Annotated in this window: 17 protein-coding genes; 13 read left to right on the forward strand and 4 right to left on the reverse strand. The window is 65.5% G+C overall.

Annotated features, from left to right (window positions below):
• Positions 1 to 13: 13 nt before the first annotated feature.
• Genes SR858_RS19875 through SR858_RS19900 form a run of 6 tightly spaced genes read left to right on the forward strand, consistent with a single transcriptional unit; the run spans position 14 to position 5,526 of the window.
• Positions 14 to 277 carry a DUF4148 domain-containing protein gene (locus tag SR858_RS19875; RefSeq protein ID WP_019921807.1) on the forward strand — a complete coding sequence of 88 codons (264 nt, stop codon included), beginning with the start codon at positions 14 to 16 and terminating at the stop codon, positions 275 to 277.
• Positions 278 to 295: 18 nt separating this feature from the next.
• Positions 296 to 1,750: an efflux transporter outer membrane subunit gene (locus SR858_RS19880; protein WP_026637276.1), complete on the forward strand. Its 1,455-nt coding sequence runs from the start codon at positions 296 to 298 to the stop codon at positions 1,748 to 1,750.
• Positions 1,751 to 1,805: 55 nt separating this feature from the next.
• Positions 1,806 to 2,306: a MarR family winged helix-turn-helix transcriptional regulator gene (locus tag SR858_RS19885; RefSeq protein WP_019921805.1), complete on the forward strand. Its 501-nt coding sequence runs from the start codon at positions 1,806 to 1,808 to the stop codon at positions 2,304 to 2,306.
• A gap of 10 nt (positions 2,307 to 2,316) precedes the next feature.
• Positions 2,317 to 4,452, forward strand: coding sequence for an FUSC family protein (locus tag SR858_RS19890; protein WP_019921804.1), 2,136 nt, complete (start codon positions 2,317 to 2,319; stop codon positions 4,450 to 4,452).
• Entirely contained in the window at positions 4,442 to 4,642 is a 201-nt protein-coding gene (locus tag SR858_RS19895) for a DUF1656 domain-containing protein (RefSeq protein ID WP_019921803.1), read from the forward strand. The genes SR858_RS19890 and SR858_RS19895 overlap by 11 nt, the downstream gene beginning before the upstream one ends.
• A gap of 17 nt (positions 4,643 to 4,659) precedes the next feature.
• Positions 4,660 to 5,526 carry an efflux RND transporter periplasmic adaptor subunit gene (locus SR858_RS19900; protein ID WP_019921802.1) on the forward strand — a complete coding sequence of 289 codons (867 nt, stop codon included), beginning with the start codon at positions 4,660 to 4,662 and terminating at the stop codon, positions 5,524 to 5,526.
• 36 nt (positions 5,527 to 5,562) lie between these two features.
• Here SR858_RS19900 and SR858_RS19905 read toward each other — a convergent pair whose 3' ends face one another.
• Positions 5,563 to 5,895, reverse strand: a complete 333-nt coding sequence (locus tag SR858_RS19905; RefSeq protein WP_019921801.1) for a hypothetical protein — start codon at positions 5,893 to 5,895, stop codon at positions 5,563 to 5,565.
• Positions 5,896 to 5,966: 71 nt separating this feature from the next.
• The gene (locus SR858_RS19910; RefSeq protein ID WP_322533807.1) at positions 5,967 to 7,937 is read right to left on the reverse strand and encodes a TonB-dependent receptor; all 1,971 of its coding nucleotides are present in this window, start codon (positions 7,935 to 7,937) and stop codon (positions 5,967 to 5,969) included.
• A gap of 162 nt (positions 7,938 to 8,099) precedes the next feature.
• On the opposite strand from SR858_RS19910, the gene SR858_RS19915 reads away from it, so the two are divergent.
• Positions 8,100 to 8,894, forward strand: a complete 795-nt coding sequence (locus SR858_RS19915) for a DODA-type extradiol aromatic ring-opening family dioxygenase (RefSeq protein ID WP_040377789.1) — start codon at positions 8,100 to 8,102, stop codon at positions 8,892 to 8,894.
• Between the two features lie 128 nt (positions 8,895 to 9,022).
• Here the strand turns inward: SR858_RS19915 and ylqF are convergent, their stop codons facing one another.
• A complete protein-coding gene (ylqF, locus tag SR858_RS19920) occupies positions 9,023 to 9,946 on the reverse strand; it encodes a ribosome biogenesis GTPase YlqF (protein WP_019921798.1) in 924 nt (307 codons plus the stop codon).
• 156 nt (positions 9,947 to 10,102) lie between these two features.
• Here ylqF and SR858_RS19925 point away from each other — a divergent pair, with 156 nt between their 5' ends.
• Both SR858_RS19925 and SR858_RS19930 read left to right on the forward strand, forming a co-directional pair.
• Positions 10,103 to 12,091 (forward strand): OPT family oligopeptide transporter, encoded by a 1,989-nt coding sequence (locus tag SR858_RS19925; RefSeq protein ID WP_019921797.1) that lies wholly within the window; start codon positions 10,103 to 10,105, stop codon positions 12,089 to 12,091.
• 136 nt (positions 12,092 to 12,227) lie between these two features.
• Positions 12,228 to 14,228, forward strand: a complete 2,001-nt coding sequence (locus SR858_RS19930; RefSeq protein ID WP_019921796.1) for an alpha/beta hydrolase family protein — start codon at positions 12,228 to 12,230, stop codon at positions 14,226 to 14,228.
• A gap of 6 nt (positions 14,229 to 14,234) precedes the next feature.
• Here SR858_RS19930 and SR858_RS19935 read toward each other — a convergent pair whose 3' ends face one another.
• Positions 14,235 to 15,161, reverse strand: coding sequence for a histone deacetylase family protein (locus SR858_RS19935; protein ID WP_019921795.1), 927 nt, complete (start codon positions 15,159 to 15,161; stop codon positions 14,235 to 14,237).
• Positions 15,162 to 15,259: 98 nt separating this feature from the next.
• Between SR858_RS19935 and SR858_RS19940 the strand changes: the two genes are divergently transcribed.
• The 4 genes from SR858_RS19940 to mltB are packed head-to-tail and all read left to right on the forward strand — an operon-like array spanning position 15,260 to position 20,401.
• Positions 15,260 to 16,180 (forward strand): AAA family ATPase, encoded by a 921-nt coding sequence (locus SR858_RS19940; RefSeq protein WP_019921794.1) that lies wholly within the window; start codon positions 15,260 to 15,262, stop codon positions 16,178 to 16,180.
• 5 nt (positions 16,181 to 16,185) lie between these two features.
• Positions 16,186 to 17,241 (forward strand): DUF58 domain-containing protein, encoded by a 1,056-nt coding sequence (locus SR858_RS19945; protein WP_019921793.1) that lies wholly within the window; start codon positions 16,186 to 16,188, stop codon positions 17,239 to 17,241.
• Positions 17,238 to 19,241, forward strand: a complete 2,004-nt coding sequence (locus tag SR858_RS19950) for a transglutaminase family protein (protein ID WP_019921792.1) — start codon at positions 17,238 to 17,240, stop codon at positions 19,239 to 19,241. Before SR858_RS19945 ends, SR858_RS19950 begins: the two co-directional genes overlap by 4 nt.
• Positions 19,232 to 20,401 carry a lytic murein transglycosylase B gene (gene mltB / locus SR858_RS19955; protein WP_019921791.1) on the forward strand — a complete coding sequence of 390 codons (1,170 nt, stop codon included), beginning with the start codon at positions 19,232 to 19,234 and terminating at the stop codon, positions 20,399 to 20,401. Before SR858_RS19950 ends, mltB begins: the two co-directional genes overlap by 10 nt.
• The last annotated feature ends 20 nt before the right edge of the window (positions 20,402 to 20,421 follow it).

Raw genomic sequence — 20,421 nt, forward strand, 5'->3', positions numbered from 1 at the left:
ACCAGGAGCCATCATGAGCACCACCACCAAAGACCTGCTGCGCGCTGCCGCCACCGTCGTCTTCGCCATTGCCGCCACCGCCACGACCGTGAGCAGCGCCTTCGCTGCCGAAGCGGCCGTCACCAACACCACCGTCGTCGCCAAGTCCGACCAGCCACACCAGCTGACCCGCGCCGAGGTGCAGGCGCAAGTGATCGAAGCGCGCAAGAACGGCACCCTGCTGGAAACCGAGGCCGACTTCGACGTCGCCCAGACCCGCCAACACGTCGCCAAGTAAGCCGCAATGATCTTCGCCATGAACTCGCCCGCCCGTCCACAGGTCCGCCCCCTCGCCACAGCACTTTTGGCCTGCGCGCTGGCGGTGCTGGCCGGCTGCGCCGACATGGGCAAGATCGAGCCGCAGGCAGTCGCCATCAAGCCGCTGGAACTGAACGCCGGCAAGGCCATTGCAGACGCCGGCGCCGATGCGAGTGTGACATGGCCGACGCAAGCCTGGTGGGAAGCGCTGCACGACGAGCAATTGAACGCCCTGGTGGCCACGGCAATCGCCGGCAGCCCCAACTTGCGCGCGGCCGAAGCGCGCGTGCGCCAGGCCGAGTCGCTGGCCGGCGTGGCCCGTGCCGGCACGCTGCCGAAAGTGGATGCGTCGGCCAGCATCGACCGCGAACTCTATACGGGCAATGGCGCGATTCCCGCCGCCCTGGCCGGCAAGACCGCGTGGAAGAACACGGCCATGCTGTCCGGTTCGTATGACCTCGACCTGTGGGGCCGCAACCGCGACCTGCTGGCCGCCGCGCTCGACGATGTGCGCATGGCCTCGGCCGAAGCGCAAATGGCGCGCCTGACCCTGGAAACGGCCATCGTGCGCGCCTACATCCAGTTATCGCTCGACTACACGCTGCAAGACAGCGTGGCCGAGAACCTGGCCCAGCGCCACCGCATCCTCGAGATCACGCGCCAGCGCCGCGCCGCCGGCCTGGCGACCGAGCTGGAAGTGGCAAACATCGAAACAACGCTGCCAGCTGGCAAGCGCGAGCATGAACAGATCGGCTCGTCGATCGCCCTGCTGCGCAACCAGCTGGCAGCCCTGATCGGCAAAGGACCGGGCGACGGCGAGTCGATCGCCCGGCCACAGCTGACCTTGCAAGACGGCGCTGGCGCGCGTGTTCCCGCCACGCTGCCTGCCGAACTCGTCGGTCGCCGGCCCGATATCGTGGCCCAGCGCTGGCGCGTGGAAGCGGCCGGGGCGCGCATCAACAGCGCCAAGGCCGACTTTTATCCGAACGTGAACCTGGCGGCGTTTGTCGGTTTGCAGTCGCTGGGCTTCCCGCGCTTTTTGGAAAGCCACTCGAAGATGGCCGGCGTCACCCCGGCGATCAGCCTGCCGATTTTTGAAGGCGGCCGCCTGCGCAGCCAGCTCGGCAACCAGACGGCGCTGTACGACGTGGCCGTCGAGCAGTACAACGGCGTGGTGATCCAGGCCATGTCGGACGTGGCCAACGCGCTGGTGCGGATCGAATCGGTCAAGCAGCAAGATCAACTGGCGCAGCAGGCACTGGCCTCGGCCCGGCGCCAGCAGCAGCTGGCTGAACGGGCTTACAAGGCCGGTATGACCGATTCGCTCAACGTCATCAACGCCCAGCTGACGTTGCTGAACGAGCAGCAGCAAATGGCGCAAGTGGCAAGCAAACAACTCGATAACTATGCATTGCTGATGACGGCACTGGGTGGAGGGGTAAAACTGGATTGATCCCCAGTTTCTAATAGTACAATCGTCCTTTTACGATGAGCAGAGGAGCAAGGCAATGAGTAGTAGTTTCGACGCGACCAACAAGCGCCTGAAAAACATCCATGCCCGTATCCCTGAGTTTCCAGAGGATCTCATGCGGTTGCTGCGCATGACCTATCACGTCCAGAAGCGCATCAAGGACCTGAGCAACGCAGCATTGCGCAAACACGATCTGGTGGACACCAGTTATATGGTGCTGGCGGTGTTGTATGGATCGGAAAATGAAACCTCCACCGCCTCCACGCTGGGTGAAGCCTGCATGGAGAAACCGGCCAACCTGACGCGCGTGTGCAACGACCTGGAAAAACAGGGGTTGATCTCGCGCGGCAACCGTCCCGGCGACCGGCGCTGCGTGATGATCACGCTCACCGACGCCGGCCGCGAGATGGCCGAAAAAGTGATGCCCGAAGTCTGGGGCACCACCACGCGTGCGTACGACGGCTATGCCGCATCGGACATCGCCGCACTGGAAACCCTGCTCGCAAGGCAGCTCGACAACCTGGAAACACTCACTTAGGCAAGCAAACATGACCTCTCCCCGCGCCGCCACTCCTGACACACACCAGAACGCGGCGCGCGGAGCGTTTCACTGGGTCGCCAGCGAAACGGCGGCCTGGTACGGCGTCGAAGGTCCGCGCCTGATGTACGTCGTCAAGGCCATGCTGGCCGCCTTTATCGCGCTGTGGCTGGCGTTCCGCCTCGAACTCGACTCGCCCTTCACCGCCCTGGCCACCACCATCATCCTGGCCCTGCCCAGCAGCGGCATGGTCCTGGAAAAGGCGTTCAATCGCTTGCTCGGCACCCTGGTCGGCTGTACCGCCTCGGTGATCCTGGTGGCGTTGTTTCCGCAGTCGCCGGTGCTGCTGTTTAGCGGCGTGGCGCTGTGGATCGCGCTGTGCACGGGCGGCGCCGCCATGCACCGCAACCAGCGCTCGTACAGCTTTGTGCTGGCCGGCTACACCGCCTGCATGATCGCGGTGCCCGCCATCGACAACCCGGCCCACGTGTTCACGCTGGCCGTCACCCGCCTGACCGAGGTAGGCCTGGGCATCATCGTCGCCACCGTGGTGCACGACGTGATTTTCCCGCGCCGTCATTCGCAGACGGTGATGCGCACCGTGCAGGCGCGCTACACGAGCTTTATCGGCTTTTGCCAGAAGGTGCTGGAGCACCGCCTGTCACCGGCCGAGACCGAAATCAGCCACCTGAAATTCGCCGCCGATATCGCCGCGCTGGAATCGGGCCGCGCCGCTGCCTATTTCGAAGCCGGCCACGCCAGCGCGCACACGCGCCAGCTGCATGCATTCAACGCCGCCTTCATGGACGTGCTCACCACCTTTTATACGCTACACCGGCTGATCCACCGCCTGCGCGCCAATAACGCAGTGCCGGTCCTGGCGCTGGTCGAACCGATCCACGCCAGCATGGCGGCAGCGCTCAAGGACGATTTGACCGCCGCGCGCATGGCGCAGATGCGCACCGGGCTGGCCGCCGACATCGCCGCCGCCCGTGCACAGGTGGAGAGCGGCGCAGCACTGGAGCGCCCGCAGCGGATCGACTTCGACACGGCGGTGGAACTGCTGCAACGCTTCGCGCGCGACCTGGGCGAATTCGCCGCGCTGTACCACGGCCTGGCTGAAGACAAGCGCCAGCAAGTGAGCGATCCGGTCAGCTACACGCCGCGCACGCCGCCGGCCATCGTGCTGGCATCGAGCTTCCGCGCCGGTGCCACATTGCTGGTCGCCGCCGGCGCCTGGTACTGGCTGGCCTGGCCCGGCATGGGCAACGTGATCCTGATGGCGACGATTTTCTGCGCGCTGGCGTCGTCGTCGCCACGCCCCACCGCCATGGTGCACCAGGTGCTGATCGGCTTCCTGATCGCCGTGCCGCTGTGCTTTGTCACCGAGTTCTGGCTGGTGGCGCGCGCCGACGATTTTGCGCCGATGGTGCTGGCCACCCTGCCGATTTTTGCGCTGGGCGCCTACATCACCACCATCCAGAAATGGGCCGGCATCGGCATCGGCCTGGGCCTGTTCCCGGCCACCCTGCTGGTGCCCACCAACCAGATGCACTACGACGTCGAATCGTTCCTGTCGAGCGAACTGTCGCTGATCATGGGCGTGGTGGTGGCGTACGTGATGTTCGCGGTGGTGCTGCCTGAGCATACGATGGGCCAGCGCGATCACGTGGCCGCCGCCCTGTGGCGCGAAGCGCGCAGCGCCTGCACGGCCAGGCTGGGACGCCTGAAGCGCCGCTTCGACAACCGCGTGCGCGACCTGCTGAGCCAACTGAACGCCGCGTCCGGCCCGGCACCGAACGACGCCGCCCGCGCCGTGGTGCGCCAGGGTTTGACCCTGCTGGAACTGGGCCACGCCGTGATCGAACTGCGCCAGCTGATCGCGGCCTCGCAGGGCGGCCCGGTGCGCCACAGCCTGCAGCAGGTGGTGGCGCGCGTGGCCGACTACCTGCACACGCCGCAGCGCGCCCAGGGCCAGCTGGCGCTGGAGGCCATCCTGCAAGCGGGGTCCGCCATCCGCGTCGTGCTGCCCGAGGCCGCCAACGACCGCGTACCCGCACTAAATACCGCGCTGGCCGACCTGCATTCCATTTATACGTCCTTGCTGGACCAGATTTCAACAGGAGAACCCCGCCATGCCGCGTGATATCAACTTTTTCGGCGTGCTGCTGCCCGGCGTGCTGCCGCTGTTTTTGCTGACGCTGGTGCTGCAAGTGGCGCTCGACAGCGTGCTTACCCGCGTGGGCGTGTACCGCCATAGCTGGCATCCGGCGCTGGTGCGCGTGTGCCTGTTCGTCTGCATCTTCAGCGCCCTGCTGATCACCCTGTATCAATAACTTTTGCGAGATCAAACGTGAGCGCATCCAAAATCTTCCGCTTCTTCCTGACCATGCTGTTACTGGGCGCCGCCCTGTTCCTGGGCCGCATGGCCTGGGACCGCTACATGGATTCCGCCTGGACCCGCGACGGCCGCGTCAAGGCCGACGTGGTCACCATCAGCGCCGACGTGGCGGGCACCGTCACCGAAGTGCTGGTGCGCGATAACCAGTTTGTCCACAAGGGCGACGTGCTGTTCGTGGTGGACAAGGCGCGCTACGAGAATACGCTGGCGCAGGCCAACGCCGCGCTGCGCGCGCAGCAGGTGGAAAAAGGCCGCCGCACCAAGGAAGCCAACCGCCGCAATGCCCTTGACGCCTCGATCATTTCGGCCGAAAACCGCGAGACCGCCGAATTCGCGGTAGGCACGGCGTCGGCCCAGTACCAGGCGGCGCTGGCCGCGCGCGACATGGCTGCGCTCAACGTCGAGCGCACCACCGTGCGCGCGCCGGTTACCGGCTACGTCACCAACCTGAATGTCCACGCGGGCGACTTTGCCGCCGTGGGCGCGTCCAAGCTGGCCGTGATCGACAGCGCCTCGTTCTACGTGGTGGGATATTTTGAAGAGACCAAGCTGCCGCTGCTCAAACTGAACGACAAGGTCGAAATGCGCCTGATGAGCGGCGACATCGCCCTGCACGGCCACATCGAAAGCATCGCGCGCGGCATCACCGACCGCGACGCCAACCTGGGCCGCGAACTGCTGGCCGACGTCAACCCCACGTTCAGCTGGGTGCGGCTGGCGCAGCGGGTGCCGGTGCGCATCCACATCGACCAGCAGCCCAAAGACGTGACGCTGGTGGCCGGCACCACCTGCACGGTGGTGATCCACCGCCAGGCGTAAAAAAAGCCCGCTGACGCGGGCTCCTGATGACGGGCATTACACCTCGGGGGACGTATGCGTGAGGGCGTAGTGCAGGTGCTGCCACCAGTGCTCGCGCGAATCGACCATGCGCAGGCATTTCTTGTCCACCTCGGTGGGAAACACCTTATCCTGGCACTGCCTCGTCATCAACGCATTGCGCTGGTTCTCGGCATTGACCAGCGCTGCCGACAACCATATCACCAGCCCGAGCAGCAGCACGGCCGTGGTCCAGGCGATATGGTTGATATAGGAAAATTCGTACAGGTTCTCGATGGCCGGTGCTGATTCCTTGTAGATATGCATCACCTTGCCTTCGGCATCCTTGCGTTCCTTGCTGATTTCTTTCATCGCTCATCCCATCGAATAAAACCGCGCCCGCGTCGCAGACGTGCCACGACGCGAGGTTACCACTGTTTCGCTTAAAAGTCGTAGCGGGCCGAGAGTTTCAGCTGGCGGCCGTCGGCAGTGTAGATGCCGCCGTTGCCGAACACGCAGTTGAATGCCTGCGAATAGTAACGCTTGTCCGTCAGGTTCTGGCCCGACAGCGCCAGCTCCCACTGGCCGAACTTGCGCGCGTAGCGGGCGTCGAGCGTGGTGTACGACGGGATCTTGCTCGAGCAGCTGTTGGCGTAATCGTCGCCATAGCGCTGGTCATCGACCCACTGCACGCCGATGTCGGCGCTCTGGCCGTTGGCCGGCATCCAGCTCAGGCGCGCGGTCACGGTATTCTCGGGCACCAGCGCAATCTGCTTGCCGTGGTTGGCGCCGGCGCGGAACTTGGCGTCCACGTACTGGTAATGCGCGCTCACGCTCCAGTCGGCGGCAATGCGCTGCTCGGCATCGAGTTCGAAGCCCTGGCGCCTGGTCGGGTCGAGGTTGGCGTTGGCGCCGAACGGCGGCACGGTCGGATCGTAGAAGATCTCATCGGTCAGGTTGCTGCGGAAGATACGCGCGGTAGCCTTGCTGCCGGCGCCCATGGCGTAGGTGGCGCCCAGTTCCAGGTCCTTCGATTTCTGCGGACGCAGCACCTGGTTGACGACCGGCGTGCCGGCGTTGTCGTCCGCGTTGGCCAGGCGATAGCTCTGGCCTGCCTTGCCGAACACGGTCAGCCCGCTGACCGGCATGTAGCTCAGCTGGACCTCCCACGCGTTTACGCCCTGGGTGGTGTCGTAGCCGGTGGTGGCAAAGCCCAGCGGATCGCGGAATTTTTTGTCGAACAGTTCGCGGCGCACGCCGGCCGAGATGCGGCCTTCGTGCACCGGATCGAAGCGCAGTTCGTCGCGAAGGTAGATGGCTTTCGATTTCTGCTCGGCGTCGGCGGCGGAAAAATCGGCGGTAGTGGTGCGCTCCCACTTGGTGAAGTCGGCGCCGAACACCAGTTCATTGACCATGCCGCCCACTGCACCGAGCTTGCGCACGCGCGGCGAGAACTGCCACTGTTTGGTTTCGTAGCTGCTGACCGACGGGCCGAATGCGTAGTTGTACAGCGCGTCGACGGTCTTTTTGCGGTAGGACAGCTCGGCTGCCACGTCGTGGCCGGCCACGCGGTACTCGCCGAAGGCAGTCAGGCGGTCGCTGTCGAGCGAGCCGTAATCGTTGGGAGAGAAGGTCTGGCGTGGATTGGCGTTGAACTGCGCTTCGGTCAGCGCGCCGGGCAGGCGCGAGTCCTGGCGCGCGCCTTCGTAGCGCACACCCACGCGGCCGGCATCATTGTGCCATTGCAGGCCGCCGCTCAACTGGGTTTGCTTGAAGTCGTTGTTGTCGCGGTAGTTGTCGGTGCGCTGGTGGCCGGCGCTGACATCGGCCGAAAAGTCGGCCCACGACTGCGCCACGGTGGCGCGCGCTTCGCCGGCGTTGAAGCTGCCGCCTTCGACGAACACGCTGCCGCTGCCGGCGCGCTGGTTCGGGCGCCTGGTGACGATGTTGATCACGCCGCCGGTGGCGCCGTCGCCATACAACACGCTGGCGCCGCCGCGCGTGATCTCGATGCGCTCGACGCTGTCGATCGGGATCGTGGACAGGATGGCGTTGGCTTGCTCATTCTCCGAGAGGCGCACGCCATCAACTACGATCACCATGTTCTGGGCGCTGTTGGCGCCGAAGCCACGCAGGTCGAGTCCGAAGTCGGGGCTGCCGGTGAGGCTCTGGCGGCCGTACACGCCGCCGATCTTGCGGATCGCGGCGTTGACGTCGCCAGCGCCGGCGCGGCGGATCTCGTCGGCCGTGATCACGGTGGCGCCGATCGGTGCGAGCGACGGATCGGCATCGAAACGGGCGCCGGTGATGGTCACGGGATTCAATTCCTGTGCAACTTGCGCCAGGGCGGCGGGCGCGGTGAAGCAGAGGGAAATGGCGGCGGCCAGCAGGCGCGGACGAAGAGAGATAGACATGGGATGAATGACCAGTGAAACGGGAAGGCGCATATTATACGCGTGATATTTTTACTTCTCCTGCGATCCAGATTATGGATCGATACTATCGATATTTCCGCCATTGTCGACGGCATCGCCCGTCCCTATATTGGCAGATTGAATTGCACGGAGTTGACCACCATGACCCTCCCCACCTATTTCCTGTCGCACGGCGGCGGCCCCTGGCCGTTCATGATGGACCAGGTAGGCCACCTGTACGCGCAGCTCGATGCCTCCCTGCGCGACATTCCGCGCCAGATTGGCGGCAAGCCGCGCGCGGTGCTGGTAGTCACCGCGCACTGGGAAGGACGCGACTTCCTGCTGTCATCGTCGGCAAAACCGCCGATGATTTACGACTACGGCGGCTTCCCGCCACACACGTACCAGGTGCAGTACCCCGCCCCCGGCTCGCCCGAACTGGCGGCGCGCGTGCAGGCGCTGTTGCAGGCCGGCGGCCACCCGGCATCGCTCGACGACGGGCGCGGCTTCGACCACGGCACGTTTTCCGCCATGGTGCCGGTGTTTCCGGACGCGGACGTGCCGGTCGTGCAGCTCTCGCTCAAGCACGGACTCGATGCGCGCACCCATATCGAAGCGGGCCGCCTGCTGGCGCCGTTGCGTGATGAAGGGGTGCTGATCGTGGGCAGCGGCCTCAGTTACCACAACCTGCGCGCGTTCAACGCCCAGGGCGCGGCAGCGTCGCATGCGTTCGACGACTGGCTGCGCGCGGCGATGGCGCTGCCCGCGGCCGAGCGCACGCAAGCCTTGCTGAAATGGGATCAGGCGCCGGGGGCGCGCATGGCGCATCCGCGGGAGGAGCATTTACTGCCGCTGATGGTGGTGCTGGGTGCGGCCGAAGACGATACGGCCACGATGCCCTATCATGAAGATGCGTTCATGGGTGCGCTGGCGGTAAGCAGTTTTAAATTTGGCTAGTTGACGCTGATGCAGTCGTCCCCGCGAACGTAACCGCCGCCGCCGCTGACCGCCGCTCCGTCATCCCCGCGTTCGCGAGGATGACGACTCTACATGAATCGGCGAGGTCTCGAGACCATGGCCTGCTGTTACGTCCCGCGCTTGCCGTTGGCGGCATTGCGCGCCTTCTCGGCCGCAGCCGCCGCCTTCTCGGCATTCTTGATCGCCATCTCCGCCTCGTGCGCCGCCAGGCGCTCCGCGCGCGAGGCCGGGGTTTCCAGCGAAATGCGACCGAGCACGCCGCTGCGGTAGTCGCCGAGGAAGGTGTGCGACGCCTTTTCGAAATCGTAGTCGCCACCTTTCTGGCGGAAGCCGCGCTTAGCCGCGATGCCTTCCACCACGGCGATGCCATCAAAACTCTCGATGTCCTTGAAACCGTAGCGCGCCACCAGCAGTTCCGGGTAGTAGCGCAGCATCTCGTCGGCCAGGTACACGGCCACTTCTTCCTCGATCAGCGCGTTGGAGCCGATCGCGTGGCTGGCGGCCAGCATCAGGCCGTCGGTGGGCAGCGCGATCTTGGGCCACAACATGCCGGGGGTATCGACCAGGATGGTGTTCTTGTCGAGGTAGAGCTTTTGCTGCTGCTTGGTCACGGCCGGCTCGTCGCCCACCTTGGCCACGCGCTTTTTCAGCAGCGCGTTCATCAGCGTCGATTTGCCGACGTTGGGAATCCCCATGATCATGATGCGCAGCGGCTTGGTCGGCACGCTGCGGTGCGGCGCCAGCTTGCGCGCCAGGTCGAGCACGCGCGCCACGTCGGCCGGCTTCTTGGTCGTCATCGGGTACGCGGTCACGCCGTCCTGGGCATTATAAAAGTCGGCCCAGCGCGAGGTGGCGTCCGTGTCGGCCAGGTCGATCTTGTTGAGGATTTTCAGGCACGGCCGCTGGCGGAACTTGCGCAGCTCCTCCACCATGGGGTTGGTGCTGGCCTCGGGCAGGCGCGCATCGACCACCTCGATCACCAGATCGATGTTTTCCATCTGCTCCGCCGCCTTCTTCTTGGCGGCGTTCATATGCCCCGGGTACCATTGTATCGACATGCTCTGACCTTCAAAATCGTTCTGACAATCCGCTATTTTACCTGCTGGCCGGTGCGGGATTCGGATATCATGGTCCGTCTTGCTTTTCCCTAATCATATAAACAATATTGTCATCCGGAGTTTTTAACGATGAATAGTGCGGCACTGTCCAATCCGCGGGAAATCACCATCCGCGGGATCTTCCTCGGCATACTCATCACGCTGGTGTTTACCGCCGCCCAGGTGTACCTCGGCCTGAAGGTGGGCCTCACCTTCGCCACGTCGATTCCGGCGGCGGTGATCTCGATGGCGCTGCTGTCGGCGTTCAAGAACGCCACCATCCAGGAAAACAACATCGTCCAGACCATCGCCTCGGCCGCCGGCACGCTGGCCTCGGTGATCTTCGTGCTGCCCGGCCTGTTAATGGTCGGCTGGTGGGCGCACGTGCCGTTCTGGCCCACGTTTGGCGCCTGCGCCATCGGCGGCGTGCTCGGTGTGATGTACACGGTGCCGCTGCGCCGCGCGCTGGTGTCGCAATCGACGCTGCCTTACCCCGAAGGCGTGGCTGCCGCCGAAGTACTGAAAGTCGGCACGGCCACCCGCGAGGGCGCCAAGGAGGGCAAGGCGGGCCTGCAGGCAGTGCTGCTCGGTGCAATCGCCTCGGCTGTCATGGCCCTGGGCGCGGCCGCCAAGGTGATGGCCGCCGAACTGACCTTTTACTTCCGCACGGGCGCCGCCGGCGCCACCGGCATCGGCGCGGCCGGTTCGCTGGCGCTGATCGGCGCCGGCCACCTGATGGGCATCACGGTCGGCATCGCCATGCTGGTCGGCCTGGTGATCGCCTGGGGCATGCTGGTACCGCTGCTCACGTCGCTGGCGCCCGCCGCTGCCGGCGTCGGCGCCGAGGCCCACGCGCTGGCGATCTGGAGCAAGGAAGTGCGCATGATCGGCGCCGGTGTGATCGGCGTTGCCGCCATCATCACCCTGGCCGGCCTGGCCAAGCCCATCATCGGCGGCCTCAAGTCCGCGATGGACACCGCGCGCCGCGCCAAGCAGGGCGGCGCCGTCATCGACCGCACCGAGCAGGACATCCCGATCTTCATGGTGGGCCTGGTGACCCTGCTGGCGATGGTGCCGGCAGGCTGGCTGCTGGCCAGCTTCCTGCAGGGCGGTCCGCTGGCCGAACTGGCGTGGCCGCTGGTGGCCGTGGGCGTCGGCTACATCCTGGTCGCCGGCATCTTTGCCGCCGCCGTGTGCGGCTACATGGCGGGCCTGATCGGTTCGTCCAACTCGCCGGTGTCCGGCATCGCCATTTTGACCATCCTCGGCGCCGCGCTGACGGTGGGCATGGTCGGGCGCAGCGTGATGGGGCCGGAAGTGGCGCACGCGCTGATCGCCTACGCGCTGTTCGTCACCACCGTGGTGCTGGCGGTGGCCGTGATCGGCAACGACAACCTGCAGGATCTGAAGACCGGCCAGCTGGTCAACGCCACGCCGTGGAAGCAGCAGGTAGCGCTGCTGATCGGCGTGTTTGCCGGTTCGTGCGTGGTGCCGCCGGTGCTGGAGCTGCTCAACCACGCCAACGGCTTCGTCGGCGCACCGAATCTCGATTCGATCTCCGACCAGCCGCTGGCCGCGCCGCAGGCGCAACTGATTTCCACGCTGGCCAAGGGCGTCATCGGCGGCCGGCTGGAATGGAACTTGCTGGGCTATGGCGCGCTGATCGGCCTGGGCCTGGTCTTGATCAATTTCTTCCTGAAGAAGTCGTCGAACGACAAGTACAGCCTGCCGCCGCTGGGCGTGGGCCTGGCGATCTACCTGCCCAGCGCCGTGATCACCCCGGTGGTGCTCGGTGCGGTACTGGGCTACTATTTTGAAAAATCGGTCGGCAATTCGCCGGCCGGTGAAACCGCCAAGCGCCTGGCCGTGCTGATCATGTCGGGCTTCATCGTGGGCGAGAGCCTGTTCAACGTCGCGCTGGCCGGCCTGATCGTGGTCTCGGGCGAAGGCGAACCGCTGGCGATTGCCACGTCGCTGACCGAGGCGCACACCATGCTGATCTCGCTGGTGGTGGCCGTGTTCGTGGTCACCGGCCTGTACCGCTGGGCAGGCAAGCGTGGCAAGGAAGTGACCGCCTAAGCATCCCGGTCCCATACAATGCCGCCCCGCACTCGCGCCGGGCGGCATTTTTTTTCGAAACAAATATTGCATACAGGATAGACAGGCATCATTGCCAAGATTATAATTATTCATCTTCCAACTTCCAGCTCTGCACATGCGCCGTCTTCCCCTGTCCTGCCTCTTCGCGCTGGCCTGCGCCCTTACCGGTGGCGCCCCGGCGCTGGCGGCACCACTGCCGCCCGTGTCGGCTTTTTTTGAAACACCACACCTGAGCCATGTAAAGATCTCGCCGAAAGGCAGCATGGTGGCGATGGCAGTCAGGCAGGACGACAGCACGCTGGCCATCGAGGTGCGCGATGCGGACAACCCCGGCAAGGGCACCCGGTTGGCGCTGGTGGACAACGTCAATGTCGGGATTTCGGATATCCATTGGATCAATGAAAAGCGCCTTGGCTACACGCTCAAGAACCTGCGCAACAACAGCACCACGCTGCTTGACGAATTTGCGATCGATGTCGATGGCAATGAGCGACGCCACCTGATCAGCGGCAGCTGGAACTTCCAGAAGGAAGCCCCAATCGGCAGTCTCATCAGCAGCCGCACGCTGCCTGCCGGGCATATGTATGTGGATTCCGTCCATGACGGTTCGGACGACATCCTGATCGCCAAGTTCATCTGGAACAATACCGAGATCATGTCCGAATCGTCGCGCCTGTACCGGCTCAACACCCGTACCCAGCGTCTCACTTCAGCCTTCGAGGGTTCACAACCACCTGCCATCAAGCGCTGGATGACCGACAACGCCGCGGTGCCGCGCATCGTCACGTCGCGGGTGGGGGGGCGTTGCACCAGCTTTTACCGCAAGCCCAACGACACGACCTGGACCGACATCGACAGCGGCGAATGCCTGGGAGACGGCAAGCGTTTCACCCCGCTGTTCTTCGACGGCAGCGACAGCGTGTACGTGCAAGCGGCGCACCAAGGCTACGGAGCGTTGTACCGTTACGATCTCGCGGCCATGAAGCTGGACCCGGAACCGGTGGTGAGCACCCCGGGATTCGACTTCAGCGGCGAACCGGTCATCGATTTCGACAGCAAACGCTTGCTGGGCCTGTACCTGACCACGGACGCCAACACCACCATCTGGTTCAACGCTGCGCTCAAAGCGGACCAGGCAAAAATCGATGCCGCCCTGCCCGGCATCAACCGCATCAATTGCGCGGCGCACTGCCTGGCCTCGCCGATCCTGCTGGTGCGCCGGGAAACCGACCGCATGCCGTCCGAATACGTGTTGTACACGCGCGCCACCGGCAAGATGATCGGCCTGGGCAGCATCCACCCCGAGATCAAGGCGGGGCAAATGGGCGAGCGCAGTTTTCACCGCTACAAGGCCCGCGACGGCCGCGAAATCCCGGTCTACGTCACGCTGCCGGTCGGCAAAGCGGATGCACCGCGGCCAGCCGTGGTGCTGGTGCACGGCGGCCCCATGGTGCGCGGCAGTTCGTGGGAGTGGGATGACGAAGCGGCCTTCCTCGCCTCACGCGGCTACGTGGTGATCCAGCCCGAGTTCCGGGGCGGCGACGGCTTTGGCAGCGCCCACCTGACGGCCGGGTTCCGCCAATGGGGCGCCGCCATGCAGGACGACCTGGCGGATGCGGCGCAGTGGGCCGTCAAGCAAGGCTGGGTGGACCCCGGCCGTATCGGCATCATGGGCGCGAGCTATGGCGGCTATGCCACGCTGATAGGGTTGATCAAGGACCCGCAATTGTTCCGCGTGGGTGTGGCCTGGGCCGGCGTGACCGACCTGGGACTGATGTTTACGTCGTCCATGTCGGACGCCACCAGGGAAAACCTCGACTACAGCATGCGCACCACCATCGGCGATCCCGATACCGATGCCGAACTGTTCCGCAAATATTCGCCGCTGCAGCGCGCGGGCGAACTGAAGCAGCCATTGTTGCTGGCGCACGGCGTGGACGACAAGCGCGTACCACTGGAACACGCCACCAGGTTCTACCGCGCGGTCAAGTCGAACAACCCGAAGGTGGCACTGATCACCTATGACGACGAGCAGCACGGCTGGCGCAAGCAGGAAACCCGGCTCGACTTCTGGAAGCGCGTCGAAACCTTCCTCGACACCAACCTCAAGCAATAAAGGCCGTTAAATCTCGGCCAGCGCCTTCAGGTGCGCGACCACGCTGCGACCGAGGGCGGACAAGTTGTAGCCTCCCTCCAGACAGCTGACGATGCGCCCTCTGGCATACAGGCGGGCGACTTCCATCAGCTGTTCGGTCATCCACGCATAATCCGCTTCCACCAGGCCCATGCCGCCGAGGTCATCCTCGCGGTGGGCATCGAAGCCGGCCGAAATAAAAATCATCTCGGGTTTGAACGCGTGCAGCGCCGGCAGCCATTGCTCGGTGACGATGCGGCGCACGTCGTCGCCTTTCGACGCCAGCGGCACCGGCACGTTGACGCGGTTGGGCGTGATCGGCAGCGGCTCGTTGTACGGATAAAACGGGTGCTGGAAGAAGCTCACCATCAGCGCGCGCGGCTCGTCGCGGAACGCTTCTTCGGTGCCGTTGCCGTGGTGGACGTCGAAATCGACGATCGCCACCCGCGCTAGCCCGCGCGCGTCGAGCGCGTGCTTGGCGGCGACCGCCACGTTGTTGAACAGGCAGAAGCCCATCGGCTCCATCGCGCGTGCGTGGTGGCCGGGCGGGCGCACCGAGCAGAAGGCGTTGTCGATTTCGCCGTCGATCACGGCGTCGGTGGCCGCCACCGCCGCGCCGGCCGCGCGCTGCGCCGCCAGCCAGCTCCAGGCATTGAGCGAGGTGTCGCCGTCGAGCGGATAGGTGTCGCCCGGCTCGGGCACGTTGTCGCGGATGATGGCAATCGCGTTGCGGGTGTGATTGCGTTCGAGGTCGGCGGCAGCGACCAGCGGCGCTTCGCGGTAGTCGAGCAGGTCGCTGATGTGGGAGCCGATCAACTGGTCGGAAATCGCCTGCAGCCGCGCGGGCGACTCGGGGTGCCAGTCGCCCATGTCGTGGCGCTGGCAGTCTGGATGGCTGTAAATGGCGGTGGTCATGACTCTCTTGTGTCTCCGGCGCAGTTTCTCGCATAGAATCAGCTGTATCAAGGTACCCGGCTGTTCCATGCTTTCTATGCGCTAATCTACCACATATCATGTACACAAAATTGCACGAAGCAGCACGGCAGGTAGCCAGCATCATCGTCGGCAAGGACTTGCAGATCCGCCAGGCGCTGGCCTGCCTGCTGGCCGGCGGCCACCTGCTGGTGGAGGACGTGCCGGGCGTGGGCAAGACCACGCTGGCGCACGCGCTGGCCATTTCGCTGGGGCTGCGCTTCAACCGCATCCAGTTCACCAGCGACCTGCTGCCGGCCGACGTGAACGGCATTTCCATCTACGACCGCGAGCAGAACGGTTTCGTGTTCCACCCCGGCCCTATCTTCACGCAAGTGTTGCTGGCCGACGAAATCAACCGCGCCACCCCGAAAACCCAGTCCGGCCTGCTCGAAGCGATGGAAGAGCGCCAGGTCAGCGCCGACGGCGTCACGCGCGAACTGCCCGCGCCGTTCTTCGTGATTGCCACGCAAAACCCCACCCACCAGATCGGCACCTTCCCGCTGCCCGAATCGCAGCTGGACCGCTTTTTGATGTGCCTCTCGCTCGGCTACCCGGACGCCGCCGCCGAACGCGCGCTGCTGCTCGGCGAAGACCGCCGCGCGCTGCTCAAGACCCTGCCGGCGGCAATGACGTCGCACGAACTGGCAGAGGCCCAGCAATCGCTGCGCGCCCTGCACGTGGCGCCCACGCTGGCCGACTACGTGCAGCGCCTGGCCGCCGCCTCGCGCCAGAACGGCATGTTCGCCGAGGGCCTCAGTCCGCGCGCAGCGATTGCTCTGTTGCAGGCCGCGCGTGCCTGGGCCGCGCTGGAAGGCCGCAACCACGTGCTGCCCGAGGATGTGCAGGCGGTGCTGGCGCCCGTATGCGCGCACCGGCTGCGGCCTGTCAAGGTCGCGCACGGCACAGCGCTGGCCAGTCGCGACCTGGTGCTGCAATGGCAAAAATCGGTGCCGGTGTAGCGGCCATGGCAGCCCGGGCGCAACTGCAGGCCTGGTACCGCCACCGCCGCGAACGCTGGCTGGTCAGGCGTGACCGGGGCGACTCCGGTGCCGCCACCGGCATCACGCTCACCCCGCGCCGCGTCTACATCCTGCCCACCCGCCCCGGCCTGGGCTTTGCCGTGCTGCTGCTGTTGATGCTGATCGGCGCCCTCAACTACAACTTGGGCCTGGGCTTCGCGCTGACCTTTTTCACCGGCGCCTGCGCGGTGGCCGACATGTTCCTCACCACCCGCAACCTGGTGGCGCTGAAGCTGACGGCCGGCCGCGCCGCGCCGGTGTTTGCAGGCGAGCAGGCGCAGTTCGAAGTGCAGCTGCACAATCCCACCCGGCGCGACCGCTTTGCAATCGTTATCGGCTTTGACGATGACGCCAGCTGGAAGTCCGCCGCGTCCGCCGCGGTTTCCCCGCCGCCCCCCCACCCGACCGATGTGGCGGCCGGCGCCACCAGTGCTGTCGTGCTGTCGGCGCCGGCGCCCGCGCGGGGCTGGCTGGCCGCGCCGCGCATCCGCCTGGCCACCAGTTTTCCGCTCGGGCTGTTTCGCGCCTGGTCGTACTGGAAGCCGGCCCGGCCGAAGCTGGAGCTGGCGATACTGGTGTACCCGGCGCCCGAAACGCCGGCGCCGCCGCTGCCCTCGCACGGCGCCGCCAGCGAGGACGGCCACGGTGCCGTGGGACTCGATAACTTCGCCGGCATCCGCCCTTACCAGCAGGGCGACCCGATGCGGCACCTGGCCTGGCGCCAGATCGCGCGCCACGATCCGGCGCTGGGCGGCCAGCTGGTGACCAAGCAGTTCGACGGCGGCGCGGTGGCGGAACTGGCGCTCGATTTCGCCGAACTGCCGGCCCACCTGGGCCTCGAACTGCGCCTGTCGCGCATGACGCAATGGGTGCTGCAAGCGGAACTGCGCGCCCTGCCCTACAGCCTGCGCCTGGGCGCCGCGTCGTACGGCCCGGCGCTGGGCGACGCCCACCGCGCCGCCTGCCTGAGCGCGCTGGCGCTCTACGAAGGTCCCGCATGAAGCCGGCCGTGTTCGACCGCCTGCAACAGCTGCCGCGCGAAAAATCGGACACCCTGCTGTTGCTGGTGGCCGCGCTGATGGTGCTGGTTCCCCATTTCGGCCACCTGCCGCTGTGGAACAGCCTGGCGGTGTGCGCAATCCTGCTGTGGCGCGCGGTGCTCACCTGGCGCGGCCGGCGCATGCCGTCGATCCGGGTACTGCTGCCGGTGTCGGTCGCCAGCATGGCTGGCGTGTACGCCAGCTACGGCACCGTGGTGGGACGCGATCCCGGCGTCGCCATGCTGGCGCTGCTGCTGGCCTTTAAACTGCTGGAGATGCGCGCACGGCGCGACCTGTTCGTGGTGGTGTTCCTGGCGCTGTTCGTCCTGCTGACGAATTTCTTTTACTCGCAAAGCATGCCCACCGCGCTGTTCATGGTGGCCACGCTGATCGTGCTGCTCACCGCGCTGCAAACGTTTCAGTACACGGGCGTGGTGCCGCCGCTGGGTCAAAGACTCAAATTATCGGCGCGGCTGTTCGCGCTGGCCGCGCCGCTGGCGGTGCTGATCTTCATCGTTTTCCCGCGCATCCAGGGGCCGCTGTGGGGCATGCCCGGCGACGCCGCCGGACGCACCGGCCTGTCCGACAGCATGGCGCCCGGCACGCTGTCGTCGCTGGCGCAGTCCGAGGAGGTGGCGTTCCGCGTGCGCTTCACGGGTTCGCAGCCGCCGCAGCACCAGCTGTACTGGCGCAGCATCGTGCTGGGCGCCTACGACGGCAGCACCTGGACCCGCGTGCCGCGCCTGCGCGGCGTGCAGCGCCCAGACATTGCCATCGCCTTGCGCGGCGCGCCGGTGCGCCAGGAAATCACCATGGAACCGAGCGGCCAGCGCTGGCTGGCGGTGCTGGAGCTGGGCGGTCCGCAAGTGGCGATGCCGGGCTACGGCGTGCGCGATTCGGACGAGATGGAATACTTCACCACCACCCCGGTGAATCGCCGCGCACGCTACAGCGTGACGTCGTACACCGACTACGCGCTGCAGGCGAATGCGCAGCCGCCAAGCCTGGTGCGCTGGCTGGAGCTGCCGGCCGGCTTCAACCCGCGCACGCTGGCGCTGGCGCGGCAACTGCGGCAAGATTCACCGCAACAAGACGGCGCTGGATTATCGCGGCAGGTACTGGACAAATTCCGCCGCGAAGCCTTCAGCTACACGCTGCAACCGCCATTGGGCGGACGCGACCTGGTGGACGACTTCCTGTTTACCAGCCGTGCCGGTTTTTGCGAACACTACGCCGGCGCCTACGTGGTGCTGATGCGCGCCATGGGCGTGCCGGCGCGGGTGGTCACCGGCTACCAGGGCGGCGAGCGCAATCCCGTCGATGGCTACCTGACCGTGCGCCAGTCCGACGCCCATGCCTGGGCCGAGATCTGGCTGCCGGGCCGGGGCTGGCTGCGCGTCGATCCCACCGCAGCCGTGGCGCCGGAGCGCGTGACCCGCAACCTGGCGCGTGCACTGCCGGCGCCGGTGGGCTTCAATCCCCTGTTCGCGCTGCAAAACGATCCCGATTCGTGGCTGGCAGCGTTCAGATTCCGCTATGCGGCACTCAATAATGCTTGGAATCAATACGTCCTCGATTACAATCCCGAGAGGCAGCGTAGTTTCCTTGCAGAATTAGGCGGATTGTTGCTCACCTGGCGCACGGCGCTGGCAGCGCTGCTGGTGGCCGGCTTGCTGGCTTTGTGGCAGTGGCGGCGCCAGCGGCGCGCGGCCGATCCGCTCGAGGTCCTGTACGATGCCTTTTGCCGGCGGCAAGCGCGCCATGGCGACCCGCGCCAGCCGGACGAAGGCCCGGCCGCGTATGCCGCCCGCCTGCGCACGCGGCCGGCAAGTGCGGAACAGCACGCCGCCGCCGACCGGTTTTTGTTACTGTACGGGACACTCAAATACGCCGCGCCCGATACCGAATCACGTACAGCGTCGCTGGCGACGCTTAAAACACTGTTACCCCTATGCCGATAAAACCTCTGATTGCTCCCCTGCTGGCCTCCCTGCTGCTGACCTGCGCCGCCGGCGTCCATGCGCAAGGTGTGGACCGCTACGGCTACAAGCTGCCCCCGTCGCAGCACAAGAAAACCGCGCCCAAGAAAAAGGCCGAACCCAAGCCCGCGCCCAAGCCCGGCACCGATTACGTCGGCGAATACGTCAACTTCGGCGAGTGGAAGGAAGTGCGGACGTTCCTCGATGACGTTGCCATCCGCAACGGTTTCGACCGCAAGGAGCTCGACACCGTGATCAACCAGGTGCGCTACCTGGACTCGGTGGTGCAACTGGTCAAACCGGCGCCGCCGGGCAAGCCGAAAAACTGGCAGGCCTACCGCGCCCTGAACGTCGATCCGGTGCGCACCAGCGCCGGCGTGCGGTTCTGGAACGAGAATGCCGAAGCGCTCGCGCGCGCCGAATCGCTGTACGGCGTGCCGGCCGAGATCATCGTTGCCATCGTCGGCGTGGAAACCGTGTACGGCCGCATCACTGGCCGCTTCCGCGTGCTCGACACCCTGACCACGCTGGCGTTTTCCTATCCCGAGAGCCCGACGCGCGAAGCGCGCATGGCGTATTTCAAAAGCGAGCTGGAAGCGGCGCTGCTGTTCGCCCGCGCCGACGGCCTCGAGCCGCTTTCGATGCTCGGTTCGTTTGCCGGCGCCATGGGCATGCCGCAGTTCATGCCCAGCAGCGCGATGAAATACGCGGTCGATTTCGATGGCAGCGGCAAGATCGACCTGCTCGGTTCGAGCACCGACGTGGTCGGCAGCGTGGCGTCGTTCCTGGCCGCCCATGGCTGGCAGCGCCAGGTAACGGGGCCGATCGCCTACCCGGTCAAAGTCTCGGCTAACCGCGCCTGGGAGCCGCTATTGCAACAGGGGTTGACGGCAAAATACAAGCCGCAGGACTTGTCGGCAGCGGGTGTCGTCCCCACAGTAGCATTGCCGGATCAGAATTTGTATGGCCTGGTAGACTTGCAAAATGGTGGCGAGGCGACCGAATATTGGGCTGCCAATCCGAATTTCTTTGCCATTACCCAATACAACCGCAGCTACTTCTATGCGATGTCGGTCGTGGACCTGGGACAGGCGATCAAGGATGCGCGTGGCAATAACGGCGCTGTAGGGGCTGGTCTATAAGGATGTAAGGAAGCGTAAAT

Origin of the sequence: Duganella zoogloeoides, assembly GCF_034479515.1 — a bacterium.
Classification (GTDB): Bacteria; Pseudomonadota; Gammaproteobacteria; order Burkholderiales; family Burkholderiaceae_D; genus Rugamonas; species Rugamonas zoogloeoides.

Coding starts and splice junctions, on each gene's coding strand:
- SR858_RS19940 (WP_019921794.1), top strand. CDS start 15,260: ATGTACACAAAATTGCACGAAGCAGCACGGCAGGTAGCCAGCATCATC.
- SR858_RS19885 (WP_019921805.1), top strand. CDS start 1,806: ATGAGTAGTAGTTTCGACGCGACCAACAAGCGCCTGAAAAACATCCAT.
- mltB (WP_019921791.1), top strand. CDS start 19,232: ATGCCGATAAAACCTCTGATTGCTCCCCTGCTGGCCTCCCTGCTGCTG.
- SR858_RS19880 (WP_026637276.1), top strand. CDS start 296: ATGAACTCGCCCGCCCGTCCACAGGTCCGCCCCCTCGCCACAGCACTT.
- ylqF (WP_019921798.1), bottom strand. CDS start 9,946: ATGAACGCCGCCAAGAAGAAGGCGGCGGAGCAGATGGAAAACATCGAT.
- SR858_RS19875 (WP_019921807.1), top strand. CDS start 14: ATGAGCACCACCACCAAAGACCTGCTGCGCGCTGCCGCCACCGTCGTC.
- SR858_RS19950 (WP_019921792.1), top strand. CDS start 17,238: ATGAAGCCGGCCGTGTTCGACCGCCTGCAACAGCTGCCGCGCGAAAAA.
- SR858_RS19925 (WP_019921797.1), top strand. CDS start 10,103: ATGAATAGTGCGGCACTGTCCAATCCGCGGGAAATCACCATCCGCGGG.
- SR858_RS19910 (WP_322533807.1), bottom strand. CDS start 7,937: ATGTCTATCTCTCTTCGTCCGCGCCTGCTGGCCGCCGCCATTTCCCTC.
- SR858_RS19930 (WP_019921796.1), top strand. CDS start 12,228: ATGCGCCGTCTTCCCCTGTCCTGCCTCTTCGCGCTGGCCTGCGCCCTT.
- SR858_RS19905 (WP_019921801.1), bottom strand. CDS start 5,895: ATGAAAGAAATCAGCAAGGAACGCAAGGATGCCGAAGGCAAGGTGATG.
- SR858_RS19945 (WP_019921793.1), top strand. CDS start 16,186: ATGGCAGCCCGGGCGCAACTGCAGGCCTGGTACCGCCACCGCCGCGAA.
- SR858_RS19935 (WP_019921795.1), bottom strand. CDS start 15,161: ATGACCACCGCCATTTACAGCCATCCAGACTGCCAGCGCCACGACATG.
- SR858_RS19895 (WP_019921803.1), top strand. CDS start 4,442: ATGCCGCGTGATATCAACTTTTTCGGCGTGCTGCTGCCCGGCGTGCTG.
- SR858_RS19915 (WP_040377789.1), top strand. CDS start 8,100: ATGACCCTCCCCACCTATTTCCTGTCGCACGGCGGCGGCCCCTGGCCG.
- SR858_RS19890 (WP_019921804.1), top strand. CDS start 2,317: ATGACCTCTCCCCGCGCCGCCACTCCTGACACACACCAGAACGCGGCG.